This is a genomic window from Bacillus sp. FSL K6-2944, assembly GCF_038005385.1.
Taxonomy (GTDB): Bacteria; Bacillota; Bacilli; order Bacillales; family Bacillaceae_G; genus Bacillus_A; species Bacillus_A cereus.
This window is the reverse complement of the sequence record NZ_JBBOTE010000001.1, coordinates 1,760,219-1,786,747: the sequence shown is the minus strand read 5'-3', so window position 1 is coordinate 1,786,747 and position 26,529 is coordinate 1,760,219. Positions and strand designations below refer to the sequence as shown.

Below are 26,529 nucleotides of genomic sequence, written 5' to 3'. Positions count from 1 at the left end.
AATGGATTTTCAAATTACAGAACCATTTATACTCAAGGTTGATTGGGATAAAGTAACGTATGAATTTTTAATTCGTATTAAGCCCGATGCTTCTAACACTATTGTTTTTGGATCCGGAGCAGGTGGGTTTCAAGAACAGCCAATTGGTCCACCTATTTTTCATCGACATTCTTGGATGGATGAATTTGAAGATACTGTTATATATTATAATGACCCTACGTTATATCTTGGAAAATTATCTTTAGGTTGGGGACAGGGAGAGTTAAATAGATTTTATTTACAAGATATAGCAAATATTTTAGAAATAGTATTTGTAAAGTTAAAAGTTGATTCGAAAAATGTGTTGTTTTATGGCAGTTCTGGGGGAGGATTTATGTCTTTAATTTTAGCTGGATTCGTTAAGGGCTCCACAGCTTTCATTAATAATCCTCAAACAAATTTATTAAAATGGATACCTGTACCAATAAATCTAGTTTTCGATTTGTCTTATCCAAATTTATCAAGAGAAGAAGTTGAAGAGAAATTTAGTGAAAGAATTAATGTTGTGAAATTTTTTAATCACATTAAATATGTACCGAATATTTATTTTTTGCAAAATTTCGCGTGTGAATTTGATGTGCAAAATCATTTGCTACCATTTATTTCCGAATTAGAGCAACTTGATAAAGACACGGAAGTAAATCAAATTATAATTGACTTATATTTTGATAAAAAAGCAGGGCATGCAGCTGTAGGGAAGGGTGAAACAATTGAATATATAAAAAAAGTAAAACCTAATCAGACTGTAAAAGAAGAACAAAAAGAAGTGGACCTATCAGTTGTTATAGTTTTAGGAGAAGAAAAATCAAAATTGAATCAAATTTTAAATAAAGTGCAGCATATAAAACCACTAGAAATTATTATTGTAGCTGATGATAGAATGAGTGCGATACAATCTATACCAACATTTGTTGAAAGTAACGTTGTTGTGATTGAGGAGAAAAGTAAATGGAAAGCACCAGTTCATGGGGCAAAAGTCGCCAATGGTGATGTAGTCTTATTTTTAAATGGAGAAGATGTTATTTTTTCGGTAGAATTAGAACGATTTATAGAACCGCTACTAAAAAAGGAACAGGATGTAATTTTAAATAATATAGACTCGGTTTGTTTTGAAAAGATGAGAGTAGAATGGCCAAGCATTGCTATGGTGTATAGAAAAATAGTAAACGATGTATTGGGGCGTATGGATTTAAAATATGATTCGATGTTATCTATGCCATATGCTATTACTAAAAAAGCAATTGAAGACATTGGATATGATATCTTGCAGAACCCTATTCTGTCCCAAGTAACTCTTATTGAGAAAGGGTGGCGACTACAATCCTCGTCAGCCATCACTAACACCTCCTTGAATAATATGCCTGCAAACAAAACCTCTTTCTATAAAAATGGATTAACTAAATTAGAAGTATATGAGATTAAAGAAAATATAAAAGCTTTGGAGAGTTGGTTACAACGAAAAGATGATAGAGGTAATTATACAGATGGAGGAAGAAAAAGAGAAATTATAGAGCAGTTAAAAAAACAAAAGAATTATTCACGTTTCCATAAAGGATGGGGAATGAATTCCTCTATTTATAATGGAAAACAGTTATCAATTATTATACCAGCACAAAATGAAGAATCAACGATTAAAGAAGTTATTCTTGAGGCAAGAAAAATTGAACCGAAAGAAATAATTGTTGTCATTAATGGGTCAACAGATCAAACAGAAGCAATTGCTAAGCAATCAGGGGCAACAGTAATTGTTTATGAAGAAAGATTAGGGCATGATGTAGGACGGGCAATTGGTGCACAAGAAGCGACAGGAGATATACTTCTCTTTATTGATGCTGATTTTGCTATTCCAGCAAAAGATCTTCATCCGTTAACGCAAGCTGTTGCGGATGGTGTTGATATGGTTTTAAATGATTTAAATTTAAATCTTAGATTTCCTCTATATATTGTAAGTTTATATAAATATATGTTGAATATTGCTTGTAACCGTAAAGATTTAGGGGTAGGATCTACAATTGCTGTTCCCCATGCTATTAGTAGAAAATGTTTAGAGGGAATTGGCTGGGACACTCTTCACACAGCGTGTGTTGCACAAGTAAAGGCAATATTAGAAGGGTATAAAGTCGAATGTGTCCATTTTGTAGATGTAATGAAACCAAATCGCATTCGGCCACAAGAGCATTTTGCGACGATAGGACATCCACCAGCTGTATTGAGAATTACTGGGGATCATTTAGAAGGACTTTCATATTTATTGAAGAATAAGGATTTTAAAGATTTATTTTAAAAGGTAAATTTGTCTATTGAATGAGTAACTTAAACATTTCATTTATGCAACTTGACGATATTTAGTATTGCAATGAAACTAAAATCAAAAATTTTTATTATTTTTAGCTCAGGTACAAGTGAAGAGCATGTTTCACTGACTGATAGTAAATGAACAAGTAACTAAAAGGTAAAGGCTTCTTTATATATATGAAGAAGCTTTTATCTTTTTTATTTTAAGTATGGAAGGTAAAGAGTAAATAAAGTTGTAACGGTATTTTTATTTTGGGATAAATTGATATTAGATATAAGAAAGGAGGGAATATCTTGTCTTGCATCAATAAAAGTTGTTTTCATATTTCTTTAGAAACTAAAGTCAATCCAAATGGTGGGGCAGAAATATTCGTAAGGTGCAATGATGAATGTTTATCTAATTTTAATGTAATACCGTTTATTGCATGTGTTTCTATTTCAGTAAAGGATGATTTGAGTTTTTTAGTTGATTTAGATAGTTTAATAAAACGTTAATTTTCTATGCAGTTAATAATAAAATAACATCTAATTTATAAGACTTAGTAAGAGAGTTGTGTCCGAATTTAATTAACTGCATATATTGTTAAAAGAAAGGAGGGAGAGTTATGGCATGTACTACGAATAATGTTTGTTTAGATGTGTGTCTTAAAATTACAATTACCCCTGGTAGTGGAATTGATGCAGTAGTCGATTGTGGAGGCACATGTGGGACAAGTCCTACTATTGTAATTAGTCCTAGTGGATCAATTGTTATTACTTTACCATTAGTTGCATGTTTCTCAATTGCACTAAAAGATGATTTAAGTGTTGACTCTTCATTAACAAGCCTCTATTTTCAAACTTCTTAAGAAAGATACAGAAATGAAAAGCCTGCCTGCTACTTTTCTTTTGATCTAATGTAAAAATAAAAAAGATGGTTACAACCATCTTTTTTATTTTGCTATATATTTAAAATGAATTCATATATTATTTGGTGGTAAGAATATACAATTAAAAGTATTCAGTGTTTCTTTTTTGTTCAATGAGGTAAGAAATTGCTTCTATATGATCACCAATGATTTGTTGCGTTGCTAATGAAAGGTAGCCTTCCTGCGAGAAGTGTTTTTCTGGTCGAATTCGATTTATCTTGTCAACGTCGATAGAATGAACATTTTGTACATGCAATCCTGCTAAAATTGTTTTAACTTGACTTAAGGTTGGTGAAAGAAGAGAATCAAACCCAATTGTATCAATGCATTTTCGACTAAAAGCATGAGGGACAGCAGTTGTGGAGCCCATACCTAAATCTTTTCGATTACATGCTAAATTAACAACATGCTTACATGCAGTTACGATAGTATAAGGAACACGATACATGTAGTAGTGCTCTAATTTATTTAAAGCTAAATCGGTTCCATTTTGAACAGATTGTACAAATGGTAATAAATCAGAACTAGGAATTAAGAAATCACCATCAATAAATAATAATATATCACCTTTTGCAAAATATGCACCAACGGCACGTCCGGTATCAATGCCGAGTGCTTCTTTGTAAGTAATAACTGTTGCACCGCAATTCTTCGCCAATTCCTCTGTTTTATCTGTTGATCCATTAACAATAATGATGATTTCTAAAGGTTTTAATTTCTGAACCTCAAAAATGATAGATTCTATCGTTTTTTCTTCATTTTGAACAGGGATAATGATGGATAATTGTTTATTTCCATAAGTATTTGAATAAAACTTTTTACCTGTAATTATTTTGGGTATAGCTCTTTGTTCGCCGTTTTGAAGTTCTAAAATAATATCTCGCCTTCGATTATTATCAGTATAGTTTCCTCTTGAATTTTGTAATATATTTACCCAATTTTCAATTGCTTCTAGGTGATAACGAATGAGTTGTTTTGAGGGGAAGGAGGGAATTTGCGGTATAGAAATTTTAAAATGATTGCTAATGCGAAATTTATTTTTAATAATTTTCATTTGTGCCAATATCGGATTTAATAAACTTTCTGGAGTAATTGCATCAAGAATCTCTTTTGTTATTGCATAGGGAGGAAATAATAGTGAGTTAACATGTAAATCTGGACGATGAAAAAAATGATTCGTAACTTGCTGCCAAATCATTTCTATAGTTGGCTTTTGCTTTTGATAAAAAAAGTCATTTAAATTGTTTAATACTATGTCAGCTGATTCGTCTAGTAATGGTTGAAGAAATTGTGTAAGTAAGGAAGATTGGATAATGTAATTTGCATCTAAAAATAAGAGGTACTTACCCTTTGCTTTTTTTGCACCAATTACATAACAATTATTTGATTCTGTCGGTTCTTCTAGTGTGATAATTTTACAATTGTAAGATTGTGCAATATCAATGGAATCATCGATACATCCGTTAATAGTAAGGATAATTTCTAAAGGCTGTAGTTGTTCACAGGCTTTCAAAATTTCAGGTAAAACTTTTATGTTATGCTGTATACGAATAATAATAGAAATCGGATTTTTACACATAAGTAGTCTCCTTTTGAATCAGAGGTAGTTATTAATAAGGTTAGATAAAATAGGAGATATATATTTTATTATATACGTAACGACTATTTAGTTTTATCAGACTTAGAATTTTCATTACTTGAATTGGAACCTTTATTTATTCCAGACGCGAGTAAATTATTGAGAACGCTCAGGTCTAATTGCATAGGGATTGAGTTTTTGGATGTAGTTTTCTCATTTTCTTTTTTTGTAGTTAATATAGTCTTTATATTTTTTATTTCTTTATATTGTTTTAAGGTAATGAAAAATCCAGAAATAATGAAGAGAAAAGAAACAGTAGCAAGTAAAAGTATTATTTCCAACATAAAATAGCCTCCTTTAAATCTATAATAATACTATAGTTGAATGTAATAAGACAAAATTCGAGCTAATGAGTTCACTTTTTAAATATATGCAAATCTTTAGTAAAAGTTACTAATTTCTAGGTTAAAGGAAGCAATTACAGAAACGTATAGATATAAATAAATTAAAATTTCATTTGTAGTGTAAAGGTATGTGTTATATAAGCTGAACGTCATTCTATAACAAGTTAAACAGGGTTTAATTTTATATAAAAAGAGCATTTAATTGGACAAATAATTAATTATGTGAAATAATAATAACAGATAAGGAGACGTTGCTTTTCCTTAAGTGCTTCGAATTAATTTTATTCAATAAGAGAAGGTGTGCTTAAAGAAGTTAAATTAAATAAGGAGCTGTTTTATTATATGCAACAAAATAATGATTTAAATTTTGAACCTCAAGACGTTAATATTGTTAATCCTAAACAAGCCAGGAAAGCAGTAATTGCTACTGGTATAGGGAACGCAATGGAGTGGTTTGACTTCGGATTATACGCGTATTTAGCGGTAATTTTAAGTCAATTATTCTTCTCTGGTGTTGATAATAGTGGATTGCAACTTGTACTTACATTCGGTACATTTGCAGCAGCCTTTCTCGTTCGACCAATCGGAGGTGTATTCTTTGGTAGAATAGGAGATAAGTACGGCCGAAAAATCGTGTTAAGTACTACTATTATTTTAATGGCACTTTCTACATTATTCATCGCATTACTACCAACCTATGAACAAATTGGTGTATGGGCACCAATACTACTTTTAGTTGCCCGAATGATTCAAGGCTTCTCTACAGGCGGCGAATATTCAGGAGCAATGGTTTATATCGCAGAATCTTCTCCAGATAAAAAGCGTGGTATACTCGGTAGTGGTCTTGAAATTGGAACACTCTCAGGTTACATTGCTGCATCGGTAATTGTTACCATTTTGACGTTATTGTTAACAGATGAGCAAATGCTCAGCTGGGGATGGCGTATTCCGTTCTTAATAGCTGCACCAATTGGTTTGGTCGGTTTATACTTACGCCGTCATCTAGATGAATCTCCAATCTTTGAAGAGATGGAAAAAGCACAAGAGGAATCTGAAGACAATGAACAATTTTCATTCATGGATATTATTAAATATCACAAAAAAGACTTCTTATTAAGCACAGTAATTGTCGCCTTCTTTAATATTACAAATTATATGATTCTTTCGTATATTCCTTCTTATCTAACTCAAGTACTTAAAGTCGAAGAAACAACAGGCTTATTAATTATTTCTATTACGATGGCACTTATGATTCCACTAGCACTATATTTCGGTAAATTAAGTGATAAAATTGGTAATAAACGCGTTGTGCAAATTGGTTTACTTGGTTTAACTGTATTTGCAATTCCAGCATTTTTACTAATAGGTAACGGACATATTGCAGCTATATTTGCAGGTATTTTCGTACTAGGTTTCTTCTTAAGTGTATATGAAGGAACATTACCTTCATTATTACCATCACTCTTTTTCACTGATGTACGTTATCGAGCACTTTCGATCTCATTTAATATTTCTGTATCGATATTCGGTGGAACAACACCGCTTGTATGTTCATACTTAGTTCATGCAACTGGTAACCCGCTCGCACCGGCATTTTATTTAGCAGGTGTAAGTATTATTGGATTAGTTGTATTTAGTGTACTATTCGTTACAACTTCAGGGCGTGCGCTAAAAGGTTCATATCCTACAGTAGAAACGAAAAAAGAAGCACACCAAATCGCTAAAGAAGACCCTGAAGAAACACTTTGGTGGCATGAAGAGTCATTAGAAATTGAAGCAGGGAAGAATGCTTCCATTTAAAAAGCAACGTAGAAGTACAAAAAGACTCCTATGAATATAGGAGTCTTTTTGTTACGTTATTTCTTTCATTTCTTCAAACTTTTTTGATATGCATAAAGCTTATGAATCTCTTCCTTAAATTCATGTAGAAGTACAGTGTTTGCACTATTTGAATAACGCACCGTATTATAAGTATCTATAATAATATCACTTTGAATATTTACATCTTCTTCATCGTTTATTCTTTCTAGCCAAGCCTCAACAGTTTCTCCCCGTTTTCTATTTAAAGGAGGGGTTAACTTACTCTCTAGCTTAAAAATTTCCTTCCGAATTTCGTTATGTGGCGGTTTATTTCGTTTAAAACGATTTTGGCTCATTCCTTCTTTATCAGTAATGATAGTAGATTCGAAGGCGGGCATATTTGGTAAACTTAAATGTTTTCGTTTTTTTACTATTTTCCAAACGACGTAAATAGCGATAGCTGTACAGACTATTATTGTAGTGCTATTTATGAGTATTGGATCAAAATCAGGAATTTTTTTTCCGTCTTCAATTTTTGGTTTTAAGAGAAGTCCTTTATTTGCCCAAACATCTTCAGTATCTTTTAATTCCGCTGCTTTAATTAATGGCATTAAAGCATAGCCGAAGCCTAATGCGACTACTTCCGTTATAAAACCAAAAATAAGTCGAATGAAAGGAAATACTTGAACAATTAATATACTCATTAAGCCAATCGTAATGATAGAAGAAAAACGTAATAGTTGTTGTTTGCGATTTGCCCCGGTTAACCAAAATGTAATCATAAGATGCAAGGCTAACATTAATAGTTTCCACAACGGTGGAAAGGGTGCATAAAATATAGCTGAAACGACAAACCATACAATACCACCTAAAGATTTTTGAACTGGATATCCAGGTCCGACCACATGTACGATAAAGAAAAATAGTGGTAATATGATTGTGCCAAATAGAGAAAAAGGTAAAAATAAAGAGAAAAGAACGATTTGAAGAACTAAAAGTATTACAAATCCTGTTGTTTTTTTCTGCATAAATTTATGAATAAGAAATACTCCAATATAGCCTGTTGTTAAAAATATTGCAATACTAATTAGTTCATCTCTTTCTGTTAATAATGAAAGCAGAAGGAGCAGAATGAAATCATGAATGTGATATAGCCAAGTTTTCAACTGGTTCCACCATCCCTTCACTAGTAATGAGAAACGTTGGCTGCGAGAGAAGAGGGAGTTCATTTCTTTGTAAACCAATGTATATCATTGTAGACGATCGTTCTCTTTTTCTCTTTACATAATGAAGGAATCCTTGTTTTGGAAGTAACGTACTATCATCTGAAATACGGGCTAATTCTTCTAAAGCTTTTGCATATTGTGTTTGTCCTTCATTTAACGGTACATGTAATGCACCGCCTTCTGCTAATACACTAATAAACAATTCAAACGGAATGTGGTGCTTCGTTGCATACTGGAAAATGTATGTTGCATATGAAATAAGTTCTTCTACATTATCTTTCCAACCAAATCCACGATCGGCAGCTAAAGAAAGACAAATCGTCCAACTATAATTTTTTACAGGTTCATATTGCTTCGCCTGTAATTGTTGCATTTTAGCAGATGCCTTCCAATGAATAGAGCGGAAAGACTCACGCTCATATCGCTTTACACCGATAATAGATGTTTCATCATTGTAAAAAGAAAAATTCGTTCGATAAGATCCATTCAAAAGTTGCTGAAGTTCTTGCAAACCTGCTACTTCTTTAGGAGAAGGATACACAATAATTTCAGTCCTTAATTTATCAAAAACAGGTAAATGTACAGTTAATAGATGAAATGGATCTTTTAATACACATTCAAATTGTTCAATTTGAAACACACCACGCTTCGTGGCGGTTAATGTTAACCCCCATTTTTGTGCCGAATGTGCAGGTTGTGAAAATGGGAAAGAGAATAACGTTTTTGATATTTGTTCAATGCCTTGCTCTTTATGCGGTATAAGGGACGAATTTAAATGAAAGTAACAAACACCATTAACGATTGGTATGCTGGCTCCATTTTTTAAATGAATAAAAAACTGTCCAGATTCCTCAGGAAAAATCCGTGTAGTTTGTTTCTCATTTATGATTTGAAACTTCTTCTCTATGAAAGCGACATATTTATAAATAAAAATCGCAAATAAATAATAGAAGAAAAAGAGAAACATAAGCATTCGTTGCGGGAAAAAGAATGTGAAAAGTAATGCGATTGGAACGGTTAGTTGAATAATATGGAGTTGAAAAAATAAAGGCACAGTTACAACACGCTGTCCATTCATGCTTGTTCAATCTCCACAGGTACGTCAACTTCTTTTAAAATACTTTGCATAATATCATTCTTTGTCGTACGCAGGGCACCTTCCATTGATAAGACGATACGGTGATTCCAAACAGAAGGAACTAACAATTGTATATCTTCTGGTGTGCAATATTCTCTCCCGTGTAAAAAGGCTAAAGCTTGAACAGCACGTACTAAAGCTAATGTGGCACGTGGGCTTACACCGTTAGCGATATAATCATGATTTCTTGTAGCATGAGCAAGTTTAATAATGTAATGTTCTAACGGTTCCGAAACAAATATTTCTTTTACTCGTTTTTGAGCTTCTAAAATATATTCTAATGAGATGACAGATGTGACACTTTCTAATGGTAAATCGTTCCGAAAACGTCGCATCATTTGTAACTCATCTTTAGGAGTTGGATGACCGATTGAAATCGTCATTAAAAAGCGATCAAGCTGTGCATCTGGAAGAGGGAAAGTCCCTTGTGATTCAATTGGGTTTTGCGTCGCAATAACAAAGAACGGTTTCGGAAGAGGAGTTGACTGCTTCTCCAGCGTCACTTGTCGTTCTTCCATCGCTTCTAACAAACTCGACTGCGTTCTCGGCATTGCACGGTTAATTTCATCTGCTAGCAAAATGTTTGTCATAACTGGTCCAATTCTTAATTCGAATTCGCTTGTTTTTGGGTTGAAGTATTCAATACCTGTTACATCACTTGGAAGTACATCAGGGGTAAATTGAACGCGAGAAAAACTACCACCAATACTTTTTGAAATGGTTTTCGCCAGTAACGTTTTCCCAGTACCAGGCACGTCTTCGAGTAGTACATGTCCATCAGCAAGAAGTGAAACGAGCAGTAGATCAATAACATTTTCTTTACCAACAAACACAGATCCGATGTTTTCTTTCAATTTATTTATCATATGTACCATTCCTTTCATTATAAAAGAGCTAATATTTCTATATTTTAACAAATTATTCAGAAAATTGGTATGATTTTTTAATTCAAATAAATGGATATTTAATTATTAAATTACTCTTGCATATTTTGGAATATAATTATACAATATCGATATAAGATGTATCGTGAGTCGATATATCATATATCGATGTATCGGAGGTAGTTATAATGAATGCGAAGGCGCAAAAATATATTCCGTTAACTGAGGCGACATATTACATATTATTGTCACTCGTGAAGCCGTTGCATGGCTACGGAATTATGCAAATGGTAGAAGAGATGACAAATGGGGAAGTAAAGCTCGGCCCTGGTACTTTATATGGAAATACGACGAAATTACTAAAAGAGAAGTTAATTGTTGAAGTTGCCTCTACAGACAGAAAGAAGTGCTATGAGTTAACGCCGTTTGGGAGAGAAGTGTTAGAGCTCGAGTATAACAGATTGCAGAGATCTGTAAGGAATGGAAATAGTATATTAGGGGAGTGAATGAGAGATGGAGACAAAGAAGATATTCAAACCTTTTGCGATATGGAGCTTGGAAAAAGAAGAAGCTTTTTTAAGAAAAATGCATCAAAAGGGATGGGCTTTACAAAAGTATAATGTAATGTATACGTTTAAGAAAACTGAACCAAAAGATGTAGTATATAAAGCGGATTTTAGACTGGATTATAAAGATTCAAAAGAAAAACAAAAAGAATATATTGAAATATATGAAATGTGTGGATGGAAACATGTAACGAGTTTTGCGAAGTGGAATTATTTTTGTAAAGAAGTAGACGAGGAAAATGAGTTACCTGATATTTATTCAGACAAAGAAACGAAGATACAAAAATTTGTTGAATTGATACAGTTCGTTGCAATTATGTTTGTAATGTTAATTCCAGTGTTTTACTTATGTTTTCTTGGAGTATCAGAATCAGGATTATATAAAGGTATGGTTGGGTTTTTAGTTTGTATATATTTATATGCGTTTATTAATTTATTTAGGAAGATTAAAAAGTTAAAAAATGAAATATTGTAACAAAGATTGGGTTTATTAAAGAAGATGGTTGTATATTGAATGGAAATCATCTTCTTTAATTTCTATATATCCTTGTTTTGTTGGATATTTTTTATATAATAAAATATTGTATATTTAAGGCATAGAACTAACAGTTACAAAGATGATACCAGTAACAATACCTAAAAAAATCATAAATGAAGAAGTAATTAATAATAACGAACTAGCAATGAATATCACTTTATTAGATTTTTGTTTTTTATAAAGGAAATAAAGTAAAAGACCACAAATAGTAGAAAGTATCCATATAGCTAAACCGTAAGAACTCGAGATTTTCTTCCAATCGGAAATCCAAAAGTAAAAGATGATTATGTGACAAGTTAATAGTAGAAATGTTGATGGAAGCATTATCTTTTTATTTAAAATCATTTGTTTCACCTCCCTTATATAAATATTACTAAAATGGTGTGGAATTTAACATATAATAAGGAAGAAATACATTTTTAATTAACGTATTAAACGAAAAAATCCCTTATAGAAAAATCTATTTCTACAAGGGATAATCATATTTTTATTAGAAAGACTGATTTTGCGCAGGTTTAATAAATTGTTCAGGGTTTTCAACAAGTCCGCATACAGCACATTGGACACGGTATGTAGGTCCTTGATAAGCCATATGAAAAGCATTCATCGTTTCATTTGTGTATTCTTCTTCCACTTGACCAGTTTGTGGATTTATTTTGACTGGTTTTACTTGTTGCTCAAGAATATTAAAGCGAGTACGGTTCGTTTTACAACTTGGACATAGCATTGGTTCCATATGTATACACCTCCATTTGTATCATTTCTTAAAATCTTTAATTTTATGCAAGCAAAAAACTTTCTCAATATAAATAGGTGTTTAATGTATTTAAAATTCAGAAAAAATAAAATATAATAAAAGTACGAACTGGTTATGTCCAAACCAAATCTCCTGTTTTATGCCAATAAGCTGGGGGGCCGAGAAATCGGCCTCATTTTTTTTTGCTCATTACTACAAGGAACAAGGTTTTTATGAGACTTTTGTCGAAATTTTAGGGATAGATACAAAGGGGGATGTAAAATGAATTTGAAAATGAAGTACATCATTTTATATGTAGAAAAGTTTGAGGAATGTTTAAAGTTCTATAAAGATATTTTACAGTTACCTATAAAAGCAGAGCACGGCACATATATTGAATTTAATACTGGAACTACCATTTTAGCGATGAATACGCGGCAAGATGTGAAAGAATTAACAGGACTACCGCTTACAGAAGGTGAATTACAGTCTTCTCATTTCGAGTTAGGATTCGTTGTTGAGAATGTACAAGAAACGATTGAGCAATTTAGAGAGCAAGGTATTAAAATTTTAGTGGAGCCAATTGTAAAACCGTGGGGACAAACAATTGCCTACATTGCTGATCCAGATGGAAATTATATTGAAATTTGCAGTTCATTAGAATAGAGGGAGAAAGAGAGATGGGATTTCCGAAACTAGAAACAGAACGTTTATTCTTAAGAGAACTTACACTATTAGATGCAGAAACGATGTTCCAATATTTTTCGAAAGAATCAGTTATACGTTATTTCGGAATGGATTCTTTCCAAAATATTGAGCAAGCGAAAACAACGATTCAAACGTTCAAAAATCGTTATGAAGAGGGCAGTGTATTTCGCTGGGGAGTCGAGAAAAAAGGGACGGGCCAATTAATCGGAACGTGCGGATTTCATTTAATTAATAATCATCATAAACGAGCTGAAATTGGTTATGAATTAGATGATACATATTGGGGACAAGGATATGCATTGGAAGCATTACAAGCGATTTTAGCTTACGGATTTGAAATGCTGCAACTAATAAGAATCGCAGCGGTTGTATATGTAGAAAATAAAGCTTCTCAAAAATTGTTAATAAAAGCAGGATTTCAAGAAGAAGGATTCCTTCGAAAACATATGATTCAAAATGGAGTTGCTCATGATACCATTTTATATTCTTTATTAAAAGAAGAGTGGAAGAAGTAATGAGTACAAACGAACTTATAACGATTATGAAGAAGCATAGGGAAAATAGATTCATTTTAGGTATAGATGGTTTAAGTCGATCTGGAAAAACAACATTCGTAGCCAATTTAAAAGAAAATATGAAACAAGAAGGCATTCCGTTTCGTATTTTCCATATTGATGATCATATAGTGGCGCGTAATAAACGATATCATACTGGATATGAAGAATGGTATGAGTATTATTATTTACAATGGGACATTGAATGGCTAAGGCGGAAATTTTTTCAAAAGCTACAACATGAAACAAAATTGAAATTACCTTTCTTTCATGAAGAAACAGATATATGTGAAATGGAAAAAGTACAGATTCCTATTGTAGGCGTAATTGTTATTGAAGGAGTTTTTCTGCAGCGAAAAGAATGGAGAGATTTCTTTCATTATATGGTCTATTTGGACTGTCCAAGAGAGACAAGGTTTCTACGTGAGAGTGAGGAGACACAGAAAAACCTTTCAAAATTTGAAAATAGGTATTGGAAAGCAGAGGATTATTACTTAGAAACGGAATTGCCGAGGGATAGGGCGGATTTAGTCATTGAATGATTTGAAAATAGAAGGTGAATAGAATGAATATTTTATGGGATTTTGATGGGACGTTATTTGATACGTATCCTGCATATACAATGATGCTTTCTGAAATATTAGGTGACTCAGTAGAAAAACAAGAAATATACAAAAACTTAAAAATATCATACTCTCATGCAATTCAGTATTATAATATTTCATGCGAGCAGGAAGAAAAGATTAAAGTTTTGAAGGAGAAATTCACGCCAAAAGATATGAAACCTTTTGCAGGTGTCGAAGAGGTTTTGAAATTTGCAAATAAAAATGTGATTATGACCCATAAACATAGGGAAGGGGTTATGGGCATTTTAAAATATTACGGCTGGGAAAAATACTTCGTAGATATGGTTACAATTGACGATGGCTTTCCTCGAAAGCCAAACTCTTTAGCTTATAATCATCTGCATAAAAAATACAATATTGATTTAGCTATTGGAGATAGAGAATTAGATTTATTACCTGCAAAAGAATTAGGTATTTCAACATGTATGTTTCAAGGTAATTGTGATGTAGCGGATTATTCTTTATCACATTACTCGGAGTTTTTTAAGGTAGTGAGTGATAGAGAGTTTTCTTTATAAAAAAAGTTATTAATAAAGACTGTATCTTTCATTTTAAAGGTACAGTCTTTATTTTTTAGAGCTATTATATACCAATTGCCGTGGATTAAAGAATGATTGTATATCTTTAGTAAAGAAATAGTCAGGTTAGTTGTTAGATAGAAATAGACAGATAAAGTGATAGTGTCCGTTTTATCTGCTTTTTATCATAACCAAATTATGGTTATTCATGCTAATATAAACTCATAGCTATATAGAAGGGGTGGGATTAGTATGAAAACAGAAATAGTTCCTAAAAAGAAGTACAGTATAATAAGCTATATATCTTTACTCATCGGCATTTTGTGTTTTCTATTCGTTTTTATAACGCCAACAAGGATAGCGAATGCAGGTAATATAGTTGGAGATTATATTACAATTGCCCTGACAGGTGTAGGGATCATACTTTCAATAATCACAATGACGAAAAAAACAGAGAAGAAGGGGATTGCTATTCTTTCATTAATACTGTCCTCATCATTTTTTATATTTTGGATCATAGCGATTATCCTATTGTTTACTGGTCAAATTAGTTTTGCGCCGTAATGTGTAATAAAAAGAGTCCTTCTCGTATGAAGGACTCTTTTTACTCGGTATCTTCAGGTTGATATTCTAAAATATCCCCCGGTTGGCATTCTAATGCTTTACATATTGCTTCTAAAGTTGAAAAACGGACTGCTTTTGCTTTTCCATTTTTCAAGATAGAAAGGTTAGCCATTGTAATTCCAACCTTCTCCGAAAGCTCTGTTACACTCATTTTTCTTTTCGCTAACATTACATCAATATTAATAATAATTGCCATATTATTCACCTCAGACCGTTAAATCATTTTCTGATTTTATATCTATAGCATCTTTTAATAGTCTTTGGAGAACGGCAGCAAAGACCGCGATTACCATTGAAGCAAAAATCATAATCATTCCGATAATAATAATGCCAGGGGCGTCATCTCTCTCTGCCACGAGATAGAAAAGTGGCATACTTAATACATATAATACACTAATTGCCAATGCGCTGTACTTAATATTTTTTAAAGCTTGAACAGATAACTCTGAGAATGCGTTATTTTTATCAATATAGTTTAAAAGCTTAAATGTTTGGTACAGTGCGAAGTAATAAGGTATTGCTGTTGCATATAAATTGATAAATACAAGATATTTAATATATGCAATATCTGGATATAATTCTGCAGCGAAAGCTCCTATTTTAGGGACTAAAAAAATGCACATAGCAAGAACGGGGATTCCGATCAGAATCACAACGGTCTTTAAAAAGAGTGTGGATCCTTGTTTCATAAAAAGCACCTCATTTATTTAATATCTTATTAATTTAACACGAAATTTATTGTTTAACAATAAATTTTTGTTTATTTTGATCGAGGATTTATTGTTAAACAAGTAATTAATGAAAAGGATGTTAAATCTTTTTTATAAGATAGATGATACATACCGATATTTAATAAAGGAAAGAAAGGGAAAGTAACTATTGTTAGCTTTATGAGAATTGGGAACTAATAAAACATATGTAGGTTTTGGTATGGAAAAGGAAATAGTGTGTATTTAAAATGAATGCAAAGTTTATGGAGGAACAATCATGTTGAATTATGGTGTGAAGATGAAAAAGTTGCTATTAGTGGCAGCTATAATAGTAAGCGTATTAAGTACGGAAAGTATGATGAATTATCATGCGGCCAAAGCTAAGGTGAAAAAAATAGAACACCAGCCTAAAAATATAATTATGATGGTTATGGACGGAACGAGTTCAACGGCGACAACATTGGCTCGCTGGTATAAAGGGGCACCGCTTACGTTAGATCAAATTGTAACAGGAGGAGTTCGTACGTTTTCGGCGGAATCAGCTATTACAGACTCAGCGCCAGCAGCAACAGCATTAGCAACTGGAAATAAATCAAATTCAGGATATGTAGGTGTATTACCTTCTATTGTAAGTTCGCCTAGCTTAGAGCCAATAAAAGAAGAGGACAAGTTACGGCCGGTCGCAAACGTATTAGAGGGGGCAAAACGTACTGGTCGTGCAACTGGAATTGTTGCTACATCTGAAATTCAGCATGCTACTCCGGCGGGATTCTCGGCTCACCATGTCAATCGCAAGCAATTTGACGTAATTGCGAAGCAGCAAGTATATCAAAATATAGATGTCGTATTAGGCGGGGGAAAAGCAGCGCTGCTACCTATGCAAAGTAATGGAATCCGAAAAGATGGTGAAAATTTAGTGAAGGTGATTCAGGACAAAGGATACGATTTCGTTGAAACGAAAGATGCGTTATTGAACTCCAAATCTAATAAAATTTGGGGCTCTTTCTCACATCATGCTCTTGCGTTTGATATGGATCGTATAGCAATAAACCCAGAACAACCAACACTTTCTCAAATGACAGAAAAAGCAATTCAAACATTATCAAAAGATAAAGATGGCTTCTTTTTATTCATAGAAGGTAGTAAGCCTGATTGGGCAGCCCATGCTAATGATCCAATTGGGATGATTAGTGATATATTGGCATTTGATGAAGCGGTAGCAAAGGCGTTACAATTTGCGAAGAAAGATGGGGATACGATGCTCATCGCTTTAACTGATCATGGTAACAGCGGCATCTCTATAGGGAATAGGAATACGACAAAAGGATACAATACTACACCGGTTTCTGCATACATTGATCCATTGAAAAAGGCGAAAATGACACTTGAAGGAACTATAAATAAACTGAAATCTGATTTATCAAATGTAGAAGATGTAGCTAAACTATACGGTTTGGATAATCTAACTCATGATGAAAAAGAAAAATTAAAAGCGGCAAAAAAGAAAATGAATGTAGGACGAATTCTTACTACATTATTGGCTAATCGTGCAAATATCGGCTTTACGACAGGAGGACATACAGGTGAGGATGTATTCTTACATTCTTATGGACCTCAAAAACCAGAAGGCTTAATCCAAAATACAGACATTGCGAAGACGATGGCGAAAGCGATGGGCTTTAACTTAGAAGAAGTAACGAATAAAATATTTTTAGAGAGTGAACAAGCCTTTAAGAAAATCGGTGCAACTGTAACAGCCGACAAAACCGAAGGAGCAAACCCGTTACTCGTAGTAAAACATAATAAAGTAGAAGCACAATTATTTGGTAACAAAAATATAATTCGTATCAATGGTAAAGGGTATGAATTAAAAAGTATTATTGTAGAGAGTAATGGAAAGTGCTATGTACCAGAAGAAGCAATTCAACTATTTGTAGAGCATTCTCGTTAAAAAATTGCCAACCAGTTAAGCTAACTGGTTGGCAATTTTTTGTGTTTATTCTAAATATAAGGGTTCGGATTGTTTTGGAAAGTTTTCCAGATGAGACTTGTATAAATGTGAAAGGGGAGTTATATTTTTTCTTACATTAAAAAATTTCGTTTTGTAGAATAGAGAATTTATACATATAGTAAAGTCTAATGTGTTATCAATTAATATTTACGAAAAATATATTAATACTTTAGAATTTCTTTAATTTTCATTATTTTTTATTTAAGGTTATCCGTTATATTTATAATGTATTTATTTCAATTTATTGTATTTCAGCGCAGTTTTATATAATTATAAAGCAATCATCAAAATAAAATCTCCACTAGAGTAAATTTATTATTTTTTTTGCGAAAATTATTATGCAGCTAAGAAAACTGTAGTTTATTGAATTAGAAATATATTAGAATTTAGTTGAAGAAAGAGAGAGGGAATAAAATGAATATAGTGCACTTACGTCCTAAACAGCGGTCTAAGTATCGCATTATGCTAGGGAAGTGGTATTACTCTACAAAGAGGTACATTCAGTGGTTAGCAGACGGAAAAACATATGCAAAAAGGTTCCAACAAGAAAAGCTACCTTGTACAGCAATTCAGCACCAAACGATATTACTTCGTAAGCTCAAAGATGTAGATATGTGGTATCAACAGAATAAGGTTGTTAATTTGAAAATTGCTGTTAAAAAACTAAATGATATCGTCATTAGACCGGGAGAAACATTTTCTTACTGGCGTTTAATAGGTAAGCCAACGAAGAAAAAAGGGTATGTAGAAGGTATGGTATTACACTACGGATCTTTTCAAACAGGCATTGGAGGAGGTCTTTGTCAGCTTTCGAATTTAATATATTGGATGACTTTACATACACCACTGACAGTAACCGAACGATATCGTCATAGCTTTGATGTCTTTCCTGATTCTAGGCGAACTCAACCGTTTGGGAGTGGGGCGACTTGTTCCTATAACTATTTGGATTTACAAATTAAAAATGAAACGGACCAACCGTATCAACTTCACCTTTATATGACAGATGAACATTTAGTTGGTGAATGGAGAACAGTCTATCCGCAACTTTATCAATATGAAGTGTATGAGAAAGAACACTCAATTCAACCTGCATACTGGGGCGGTTATATACGACATAATGTGATTCAACGTAAAGTATATAATCTACAGAAACAGTTAATAGAAGATCAATATGTAACAGAGAATCACGCTATAATGATGTACGAACCACTATTAGCTTGTAATAATGAGAATAGTGAGTAATATGGTAACCCATAGATTAAATAGTATAGAGAATATTTAATTCTTATTTTTACTAAAAAAGTTCACTGTTATTTATAGGTGAGTTTGTTTTTCTATCGTATGTATTTCACCCTTCATAAAAAATATTTCTCAACATTTTATTTGTTGAAAAAGATTGAATATTCGTATTATAACGAATATTATGTTGTTATCGGCAAAAAACGATAATTTGCAGACACTGGGGAGGAAATACATTGAAAAAGAAAAAGAAATTAAAACCATTAGCGGTATTAACAACAGCAGCAGTACTAAGTAGTACGTTTGTTTTTGGAGGTCACGCAGCGCATGCTGAGACACCGACATCATCTCTACCAATAGATGAGCACTTAATACCGGAGGAGCGCTTGGCTGAAGCGCTAAAACAACGGGGGGTAATTGATCAATCTGCATCGCAAGCTGAGACGTCAAAGGCTGTCGAAAAATATGTTGAGAAAAAGAAAGGGGAAAACCCTGGGAAAGAAATTTTAACAGGAGATAGTCTTACGCAAGAAGCTTCTGATTTTATGAAAAAAGTAAAAGATGCAAAAATGAAGGAAAATGAACAGGCGCAGCAGCCTGAAGTAGGCCCAGTAGCTGGACAAGGTGCAGCATTGAACCCTGGGAAATTAAATGGAAAAGTACCTACTACATCAGCGAAGCAAGAAGAATACAATGGAGCTGTTCGAAAAGATAAAGTACTTGTTTTACTTGTAGAATTTAGCGATTTTAAGCATAACAATATTGATCAAGAGCCAGGATACATGTATTCTAAAGACTTTAATCGTGAACATTATCAAAAAATGTTATTTGGTGATGAACCATTTACTTTATTTGATGGATCGAAGATTAACACATTTAAGCAATATTATGAAGAACAATCTGGTGGTAGCTACACAGTTGATGGGACTGTAACAGAATGGCTTACTGTTCCAGGAAAAGCATCAGATTATGGTGCTGATGCGGGTACTGGGCATGATAACAAGGGGCCTTTAGGACCAAAAGATTTTGTGAAAGAAGCATTAAAAGCAGCGATAGCAAAAGGAATCAATTTAGCAGACTATGACCAATTTGATCAATACGATCAAGATGGTGATGGAAATAAAAATGAGCCAGATGGCATTATTGATCATTTAATGGTTGTACATGCTGGCGTTGGTCAAGAAGCTGGCGGCGGTAAATTGAAAGATGATGCGATTTGGTCACATCGTTCAAAACTAGGTTCAAAACCATATGCAATTGATGGCACGAAATCTTCTGTTTCGAACTGGGGCGGAAAGATGGCTGCATATGATTATACAATCGAGCCTGAAGACGGGGCAGTTGGTGTGTTTGCACATGAGTATGGCCATGATTTAGGCTTACCAGATGAATATGATACAAAGTACTCAGGACAAGGTGAACCTGTTGAGTCATGGTCTATTATGAGTGGTGGTAGCTGGGCTGGAAAAATTGCAGGAACAGAGCCAACGAGTTTCTCACCACAAAATAAAGAATTTTTCCAAAAGAATATGAAGGGGAACTGGGCGAATATCCTTGAAGTAGATTATGACAAACTTAGCAAAGGAATCGGTGTTGCGACATATGTAGATCAAAGTACTACAAAATCTAAACGACCTGGAATCGTTCGTGTTAACTTGCCGGACAAAGATATAAAAAATATCGAATCAGCGTTTGGTAAGAAGTTCTATTACAGTACAAAAGGAAATGACATTCATACAACACTTGAGACACCAGTATTTGACTTAACAAATGCAAAGGATGCTAAGTTCGATTATAAGGCATTTTACGAACTTGAAGCGAAGTATGATTTCCTTGACGTATATGCGATTGCAGAAGATGGAACGAAGACACGCATTGATAGAATGGGCGAAAAAGATGTAAAAGGCGGCGCGGATACAACTGATGGTAAGTGGGTTGATAAATCATACGATTTAAGCCAATTCAAAGGAAAAAAAGTAAAACTGCAATTTGAGTACTTAACAGATATTGCAGTAGCTTATAAAGGGTTTGCGTTAGATAATGCAGCATTAACTGTAGATGGAAAAGTTGTTTTCTCTGATGATGCAGAAGGTCAGCCAGCAATGACGTTAAAAGGCTTTACTGTGTCTAACGGATTTGAACAGAAAAAACATAATTACTATGTAGAGTGGAGAAATTACGCTGGTTCTGACACTGCGTTACAACATGCACGTGGCCCAGTATTTAATACAGGAATGGTTGTATGGTATGCGGATCAAAGCTTTACAGATAACTGGGTAGGCGTTCATCCAGGTGAAGGGTTCTTAGGAGTAGTAGATTCTCATCCAGAGGCAATTGTAGGGACATTAAATGGACAACCTACTGTGAAGAGCAGTACGCGTTACCAAATTGCCGATGCGGCATTCTCATTTGATCAAACACCAGCATGGAAAGTAAATTCACCAACTCGCGGTATCTTCGATTATAAAGGATTACCAGGAGTGGCAAAATTTGATGATTCTAAGCAATACATCAACAGCATTATTCCTGATGCAGGACGTAAGTTACCGAAACTAGGACTGAAGTTTGAAGTGGTAGGCCAAGCTGAAGACAAGTCTGCAGGTGCAGTGTGGCTTCATCGATAAAATAAGGTAAAACGAAGAGGAGCTGCGATAAGTCGGTGAAACTGACTTATCGCAGCTTTTTTCTTCTTGTGAAAAAACTTGCTGTTTTTTTATGTACTTATTGGAAAAATTCGAAGTTTCTTTTATAAATAAAATACTCCGCCTGTCCAATTATAGAAGCTATTTTGGGCGTAAGTAATTTGTAAGTAATGAGTAAGAAAAAAGAGATTTTCATAGTATATAATATTTATTATAGCTACTTTTAACACCTGATACTAATAGTGTGCTATAATATGAATTAGCAACAAAAAGGAAAGGAATTAGAACAATGACCTTAGAAAATACTAAAAATTTAAAAAAACAAGTTGCTCCTTTTGAAAAATCAACGATTAAAAAAAGTGTTTGGCAACTGATCAACACAATCGTGCCATTTATTATTTTATGGTACCTTGCTTATAAAAGTTTGTCAGTTTCTTATTGGTTAACATTAGTTCCAGCACTGTTAGCCGCTGGATTTATGACAAGAATTTTCATTATTTTTCATGATTGCACCCATTATTCGTTCTTTAAAAGTCGACGTGCAAATAGAATAGTTGGAACGTGTATGGGTGTTTTAACATTATTCCCATTTGATCAGTGGGGGCATGAACATTCTATTCACCACGCTACGAGTGGTAATTTGGATAAGAGGGGTACAGGGGATATTTGGACGCTTACAGTTGATGAATATGTAGCTGCACCATTTAGACTTCGTTTAGCATATCGCTTGTATCGCAATCCATTCGTTATGTTTGGATTAGGTCCGATTTATGTTTTCTTGCTTAAAAATAGATTTAACCGAAAAGGTGCAAGGCAGAAAGAACGTATGAATACTTATTTGACGAATATTATAATTGTTGCTGTAGTAGCTATACTTTGCTGGGCAATTGGGTGGCAATCGTTTCTGTTAGTACATGGTACTATATTCTTAATAGCAGGTTCAGTAGGGATTTGGCTGTTTTACGTACAGCACACATTTGAGGATTCTTATTTTGAAGAGGATAAAGATTGGGAATATGTGAAAGCGGCAGTGGAAGGAAGTTCTTTTTATAAGCTTCCTAAAATTTTGCAATTCTTAACTGGTAATATTGGATTCCATCATGTTCACCATTTAAGCCCAAGGGTACCTAACTATAAACTAGAAGAGGCACACAATAATACGCTTCCGTTAAAAAATGTACCAACGATTACGCTTGCTACAAGCTTACAATCACTACGTTTCCGTCTTTGGGATGAGAAAAGTAACAATTTTGTTAGCTTTAAAGATGTCAAAAATATAATTAAAAATAATGTTTCTGTTCGAGTGAAATCTGAACTATAATTGCATCGTATATAAAACTCCCCTTAATCATTTTCGATTTAAGGGGAGTTTGTGTTTAAAGAGTAGATGCCAGATAAGAGGAAAATTTACATAATTCAAATTGTAATTGAAGCAGATTAGGAATTGCTCGTACGTAAGTACAAATATAAGATGACAGTAAATGCATTATGTTAACAAATTCATAGTAAAAGGGGGGATCGTACAACATTATATCCAAAAATAAGAAAAGACTTGAACGAAAATTCCATTCATTTTTCTTGGTGTTCCGCATTCCATACACTTAAATAGGACGCATATTCTAATTCATCTGGATTCTCATGTAGCATAGAAATGAATTCTAATTTGTTTCCATCACAATCTAGAAAGTATACACTTGCAGCAGGCATCCACCTTTGGACAATTGGCTCTTGATTTCCTTTTCCTTGACTTCCTATCACTGCTATTCCATGTTCCTCTAACCACGCTTTAGAAGTCATTAAAAACTCTAAATTTACACCAAAAGCAAAATGTCTCGGCTCAAAGTCTTCAATGTTATGTACTTCCCATAGTCCAAGCATTTGTTGTTTATTTTCTCCGACCCAAAAGAAAGCCACTCTTCTTTTGGAGAGTTTTCTTGCTAACGTTAATCCTAGCTTGTTTTGATAGAAATTTATTGCCTTCTCTAAATTTCTTACATGTAAATGAGTTTCGTATATGTTCTGTATTATTATGATCATTCCTTTCTTTATTGGTAACTACCAATTGAATAGTGAATATAATTCTAAAGTTGAAATATGTATAAGCCTAGTAATGTACATCTATATCCGATATACCTATTTACTATTATATTGAAATTGGAATGTGATAAATCCCACTGAGGTAGTAAGTGTTTAAATGAACACTCTACTACTTTTGTAGGAAAGGGGATATATTCATTAAATTCAGATGAAATCATATTAAAATAATGAAAAAAGACCACACATGAAGTGAAACGCTATGTGTGGTCTTTTATGTATAGTCAAATATTACGAAGTCTCGCTAATTTTAGTTTCACTATGAGTGTTAGTAGAATTTCTTTTCTTAACTTTAAAGTGATAGTAAGTGTAGCAAAAGATGATAAATGGGACAGTGCAATAGATTCCAAGTCGTTGTTCTGGGATAAAAATAAGACTGATTAATATAATGCCATACAATCCAAAACCAAGAATTGGTACGAGTGGATAAAGTGGCGTTTTAAATTTTAAGTCTTCTAATTTTCCGCCGTCTGCTAAATAATGTTTGCGGAAAAAGAATTGAGAAACACAAATTGACATCCAAACAATAATGGTAATAACTCCGGAAATTGAAATGAGCCACAAGTAAACAGTTTCAGCAGCTACTACACTTGTCAAAAGAGAAAAAGCAGAAATAGCTATTGTCATGATTAAAGCGTTGAGAGGAATCCCACGTGATGATAATTTCTTTAAAAATGCTGGAGCCATTTCGTTTTTTGATAAAGACCAAAGCATTCGAGTAGCAGCGTATAGTCCTGAGTTTGCGACAGAAAGAACAGCAGTAAGAATAACAAAGTTCATAATATCAGCTGCATATGGAATACCGATATTATCAAAAACAGCAACGAATGGACTCTTTGTTAATCCAGCTTCTTCCCAAGGAATTAAAGCAACAAGAACAAAGATTGCTAAGACGAAGAAAAACATTGTGCGCCATATAATATTTCTAATAGAACGAGGTAAAGTTTTTGCTGGATCTTCACTTTCACCTGCTGCGATTCCGACAAGCTCTGTACCTTGGAAGGAATAATTGACTGTAACCATTGTTAATAGAATAGCTGCAAGTCCATTCGGAAATAAACCACCATGATTTACGAAATTTGAAAGAAGTGGAGCTGGTTCATCGCCTTTTAAATCAATAAAACCGAACATAGCGGCGCCACCAAGAATTATAAAAGCTATAATGGCAGATACTTTTATACTTGAAAACCAAAATTCTGTTTCTGCATAACTACGAGCAGATAATGCGTTAATAGTGAAGATGGTAACGCCAAATATTAAACACCAAACCCAAACAGGAATATCAGGAAACCAGCGCTGCATTGTAATACCGGCAGTTGTAAATTCAAGACCGGTCGTATTCGCCCAGCTTAACCAATACAACCATCCGATTGTAAAGCCAGTTGCAGGATTGATGAATTTAGTAGCATATTCCTGAAAAGAACCTGAAACAGGCATGGCTACAGCAAGTTCACCAAGACATAGCATAACGAAATACATTAATAATCCACCAGCAATAAAGGCAAGTACGGATCCACCAGGTCCAGCCTGACTTATAATAAAGCCAGATCCGTTAAATAACCCGGTTCCAATCACACCACCGAGTGCAATCATGAATAAGTGTCTACTTTTCATCGTACGTTTTAATTCATTGTTTGTATTGCTTACTTGCGCCATTGTTTTCCTCACTTTCGTAGTTGATAGAATAACGTTTGATGTTTTTCCGTATTATGGAATGTATTCCGTGATGTGAAATCTTGTTATAATTTTCAGATAATTAAAAAGAAAAGTCAATATTTTTTTGTTTGCGTTTTCAATTCGTTGTTAGTGATATGTTTTTATTGTTAGAAAATTAAATAAATAGATTGATTTCATTTCGAATGTTTGCTAAATTGATAGTTAATTAAGCGTACTAACATATTACGAGTAAAGTTGAGGCGAGTTATGGTACAGTCCATTGATCGAGCGATAAGTATTATTAAATTATTGAATTCTACAAATGAAAAAGAGTATTGGGCTATTTCTGATATAGCTGATGGAACACATCTCCCGGTTAGTACAGTACATAGATTACTTAACTCTCTAATGGAGCATGGGTTAGTTACACAAATTACAGAGACAAAACAGTACAAAATTGGACCAATGTGGATGGAAATAGGGTTGCGTCAATTGGAGAAGGTAGACTATAGATCTGTTGCGAGAGAAGTGATGAAACGTTTGGCTTCTGAAGTGGAAGAAAGTGTCTATTTGAATATTCCAAACGGAACACATTCTATTATCATTGAAAGAATTGATAGCCCTTTAAAAATTCGAGTTATCGATAATCTAGGAGAACAAATTCCACTTTCAATTGGTGCTGCAAATAAAACGATGCTTGCCAATATGAAAACGAATGAAATGGAACATATTGTAGAGTATTTACTTCCTTCATTACCAGAACAAAAGCAAATTCTTCTTAATCAAATAAAGCAAATAAAAAATGAAGGATATGCTGTCAGTTATGGTGAAAAAACAGAAGGGACAGCTTCAGTAGCTGCACCTATTATTGGATTTAATCATAAAGTAGTAGGAGCATTAAGTGTTGGGTTAATTAGTCATCGTATTAATGATGATCGACTATCTTTTCTTATTAGCAAGGTAAAACAAGCGGCTCATGAAATATCAATAAAAATCGGCAGTACATCAGAACTATAATTTTGATAGCTGTC

The 26,529-nt window shown here is 33.5% G+C and carries 27 protein-coding genes; 16 read left to right on the top strand and 11 right to left on the bottom strand.

Annotated elements, in window-relative coordinates; translation table 11 throughout:
- The first annotated feature begins 1 nt into the window (after position 1).
- The 3 genes from MHH55_RS09090 to MHH55_RS09080 all read left to right on the top strand — a co-directional run bounded on the left by MHH55_RS09090 (position 2) and on the right by MHH55_RS09080 (position 3,182).
- Positions 2 to 2,323: a glycosyltransferase gene (locus tag MHH55_RS09090; RefSeq protein WP_139362531.1), complete on the top strand. Its 2,322-nt coding sequence runs from the start codon at positions 2 to 4 to the stop codon at positions 2,321 to 2,323.
- Positions 2,324 to 2,628: 305 nt separating this feature from the next.
- Positions 2,629 to 2,829, top strand: a complete 201-nt coding sequence (locus MHH55_RS09085; protein WP_001277646.1) for a hypothetical protein — start codon at positions 2,629 to 2,631, stop codon at positions 2,827 to 2,829.
- Between the two features lie 110 nt (positions 2,830 to 2,939).
- Positions 2,940 to 3,182 carry a hypothetical protein gene (locus tag MHH55_RS09080; protein WP_000752474.1) on the top strand — a complete coding sequence of 81 codons (243 nt, stop codon included), beginning with the start codon at positions 2,940 to 2,942 and terminating at the stop codon, positions 3,180 to 3,182.
- A gap of 142 nt (positions 3,183 to 3,324) precedes the next feature.
- Here MHH55_RS09080 and MHH55_RS09075 read toward each other — a convergent pair whose 3' ends face one another.
- On the bottom strand, positions 3,325 to 4,821 hold the full coding sequence (locus tag MHH55_RS09075; protein ID WP_000335245.1) for a glycosyltransferase family 2 protein: 1,497 nt from the start codon (positions 4,819 to 4,821) through the stop codon (positions 3,325 to 3,327).
- An 83-nt stretch (positions 4,822 to 4,904) separates the two neighbouring features.
- Entirely contained in the window at positions 4,905 to 5,165 is a 261-nt protein-coding gene (locus MHH55_RS09070) for a hypothetical protein (protein WP_000889743.1), read from the bottom strand.
- A 402-nt stretch (positions 5,166 to 5,567) separates the two neighbouring features.
- Between MHH55_RS09070 and MHH55_RS09065 the strand changes: the two genes are divergently transcribed.
- Positions 5,568 to 7,025, top strand: coding sequence for an MFS transporter (locus MHH55_RS09065; protein WP_001186926.1), 1,458 nt, complete (start codon positions 5,568 to 5,570; stop codon positions 7,023 to 7,025).
- Between the two features lie 65 nt (positions 7,026 to 7,090).
- Here MHH55_RS09065 and MHH55_RS09060 read toward each other — a convergent pair whose 3' ends face one another.
- Genes MHH55_RS09060 through MHH55_RS09050 form a run of 3 tightly spaced genes read right to left on the bottom strand, consistent with a single transcriptional unit; the run spans position 7,091 to position 10,255 of the window.
- On the bottom strand, positions 7,091 to 8,191 hold the full coding sequence (locus tag MHH55_RS09060; RefSeq protein WP_048538281.1) for a DUF4018 domain-containing protein: 1,101 nt from the start codon (positions 8,189 to 8,191) through the stop codon (positions 7,091 to 7,093).
- Entirely contained in the window at positions 8,163 to 9,329 is a 1,167-nt protein-coding gene (locus MHH55_RS09055; protein ID WP_001014398.1) for a DUF58 domain-containing protein, read from the bottom strand. Before MHH55_RS09055 ends, MHH55_RS09060 begins: the two co-directional genes overlap by 29 nt.
- The gene (locus tag MHH55_RS09050; protein ID WP_078187949.1) at positions 9,326 to 10,255 is read right to left on the bottom strand and encodes an AAA family ATPase; all 930 of its coding nucleotides are present in this window, start codon (positions 10,253 to 10,255) and stop codon (positions 9,326 to 9,328) included. Before MHH55_RS09050 ends, MHH55_RS09055 begins: the two co-directional genes overlap by 4 nt.
- A 206-nt stretch (positions 10,256 to 10,461) precedes the next feature.
- On the opposite strand from MHH55_RS09050, the gene MHH55_RS09045 reads away from it, so the two are divergent.
- Both MHH55_RS09045 and MHH55_RS09040 read left to right on the top strand, forming a co-directional pair.
- Positions 10,462 to 10,779 carry a PadR family transcriptional regulator gene (locus MHH55_RS09045; RefSeq protein ID WP_000991882.1) on the top strand — a complete coding sequence of 106 codons (318 nt, stop codon included), beginning with the start codon at positions 10,462 to 10,464 and terminating at the stop codon, positions 10,777 to 10,779.
- Positions 10,780 to 10,858: 79 nt separating this feature from the next.
- Complete coding sequence (locus MHH55_RS09040) at positions 10,859 to 11,314, top strand: DUF2812 domain-containing protein (protein WP_306292317.1); 456 nt, start codon at positions 10,859 to 10,861, stop codon at positions 11,312 to 11,314.
- 114 nt (positions 11,315 to 11,428) lie between these two features.
- Here the strand turns inward: MHH55_RS09040 and MHH55_RS09035 are convergent, their stop codons facing one another.
- The gene (locus MHH55_RS09035; RefSeq protein ID WP_000602672.1) at positions 11,429 to 11,722 is read right to left on the bottom strand and encodes a hypothetical protein; all 294 of its coding nucleotides are present in this window, start codon (positions 11,720 to 11,722) and stop codon (positions 11,429 to 11,431) included.
- Positions 11,723 to 11,867: 145 nt separating this feature from the next.
- Positions 11,868 to 12,113 carry a hypothetical protein gene (locus MHH55_RS09030; protein WP_000433602.1) on the bottom strand — a complete coding sequence of 82 codons (246 nt, stop codon included), beginning with the start codon at positions 12,111 to 12,113 and terminating at the stop codon, positions 11,868 to 11,870.
- 282 nt (positions 12,114 to 12,395) lie between these two features.
- Between MHH55_RS09030 and MHH55_RS09025 the strand changes: the two genes are divergently transcribed.
- The 5 genes from MHH55_RS09025 (at position 12,396) to MHH55_RS09005 (ending at position 15,083) form a co-directional block, all read left to right on the top strand.
- The gene (locus tag MHH55_RS09025) at positions 12,396 to 12,779 is read left to right on the top strand and encodes a glyoxalase/bleomycin resistance/dioxygenase family protein (RefSeq protein ID WP_001049849.1); all 384 of its coding nucleotides are present in this window, start codon (positions 12,396 to 12,398) and stop codon (positions 12,777 to 12,779) included.
- A gap of 14 nt (positions 12,780 to 12,793) precedes the next feature.
- Complete coding sequence (locus MHH55_RS09020) at positions 12,794 to 13,336, top strand: GNAT family N-acetyltransferase (protein ID WP_078188031.1); 543 nt, start codon at positions 12,794 to 12,796, stop codon at positions 13,334 to 13,336.
- A complete protein-coding gene (locus MHH55_RS09015) occupies positions 13,336 to 13,917 on the top strand; it encodes a kinase (protein ID WP_074555171.1) in 582 nt (193 codons plus the stop codon). Before MHH55_RS09020 ends, MHH55_RS09015 begins: the two co-directional genes overlap by 1 nt.
- Before the next feature lie 23 nt (positions 13,918 to 13,940).
- The gene (locus MHH55_RS09010) at positions 13,941 to 14,519 is read left to right on the top strand and encodes an HAD-IA family hydrolase (protein WP_001024236.1); all 579 of its coding nucleotides are present in this window, start codon (positions 13,941 to 13,943) and stop codon (positions 14,517 to 14,519) included.
- A gap of 252 nt (positions 14,520 to 14,771) precedes the next feature.
- Positions 14,772 to 15,083, top strand: coding sequence for a hypothetical protein (locus MHH55_RS09005; protein ID WP_074555174.1), 312 nt, complete (start codon positions 14,772 to 14,774; stop codon positions 15,081 to 15,083).
- Between the two features lie 40 nt (positions 15,084 to 15,123).
- Here the strand turns inward: MHH55_RS09005 and MHH55_RS09000 are convergent, their stop codons facing one another.
- Both MHH55_RS09000 and MHH55_RS08995 read right to left on the bottom strand, forming a co-directional pair.
- Entirely contained in the window at positions 15,124 to 15,339 is a 216-nt protein-coding gene (locus MHH55_RS09000) for a helix-turn-helix domain-containing protein (protein WP_000974619.1), read from the bottom strand.
- A gap of 10 nt (positions 15,340 to 15,349) precedes the next feature.
- Positions 15,350 to 15,832, bottom strand: coding sequence for a DUF2975 domain-containing protein (locus MHH55_RS08995; RefSeq protein WP_016122723.1), 483 nt, complete (start codon positions 15,830 to 15,832; stop codon positions 15,350 to 15,352).
- A 298-nt stretch (positions 15,833 to 16,130) separates the two neighbouring features.
- Between MHH55_RS08995 and MHH55_RS08990 the strand changes: the two genes are divergently transcribed.
- The 4 genes from MHH55_RS08990 (at position 16,131) to MHH55_RS08975 (ending at position 23,069) form a co-directional block, all read left to right on the top strand.
- Positions 16,131 to 17,804, top strand: a complete 1,674-nt coding sequence (locus MHH55_RS08990) for an alkaline phosphatase (RefSeq protein WP_074555177.1) — start codon at positions 16,131 to 16,133, stop codon at positions 17,802 to 17,804.
- 474 nt (positions 17,805 to 18,278) lie between these two features.
- Positions 18,279 to 19,109, top strand: coding sequence for a VanW family protein (locus MHH55_RS08985; protein WP_001028241.1), 831 nt, complete (start codon positions 18,279 to 18,281; stop codon positions 19,107 to 19,109).
- Positions 19,110 to 19,342: 233 nt separating this feature from the next.
- Positions 19,343 to 21,730: an immune inhibitor A domain-containing protein gene (locus tag MHH55_RS08980; protein ID WP_078186903.1), complete on the top strand. Its 2,388-nt coding sequence runs from the start codon at positions 19,343 to 19,345 to the stop codon at positions 21,728 to 21,730.
- Between the two features lie 307 nt (positions 21,731 to 22,037).
- Entirely contained in the window at positions 22,038 to 23,069 is a 1,032-nt protein-coding gene (locus MHH55_RS08975; RefSeq protein WP_000171504.1) for a fatty acid desaturase, read from the top strand.
- Positions 23,070 to 23,317: 248 nt separating this feature from the next.
- On the opposite strand, the gene MHH55_RS08970 is transcribed toward MHH55_RS08975, so the two are convergent.
- The gene (locus tag MHH55_RS08970; protein WP_060852533.1) at positions 23,318 to 23,776 is read right to left on the bottom strand and encodes a VOC family protein; all 459 of its coding nucleotides are present in this window, start codon (positions 23,774 to 23,776) and stop codon (positions 23,318 to 23,320) included.
- Positions 23,777 to 24,073: 297 nt separating this feature from the next.
- Positions 24,074 to 25,498 carry an amino acid permease gene (locus MHH55_RS08965; RefSeq protein WP_000079991.1) on the bottom strand — a complete coding sequence of 475 codons (1,425 nt, stop codon included), beginning with the start codon at positions 25,496 to 25,498 and terminating at the stop codon, positions 24,074 to 24,076.
- A gap of 267 nt (positions 25,499 to 25,765) precedes the next feature.
- Between MHH55_RS08965 and MHH55_RS08960 the strand changes: the two genes are divergently transcribed.
- The gene (locus tag MHH55_RS08960) at positions 25,766 to 26,515 is read left to right on the top strand and encodes an IclR family transcriptional regulator (protein ID WP_000250758.1); all 750 of its coding nucleotides are present in this window, start codon (positions 25,766 to 25,768) and stop codon (positions 26,513 to 26,515) included.
- Positions 26,516 to 26,529 lie beyond the last annotated feature (14 nt).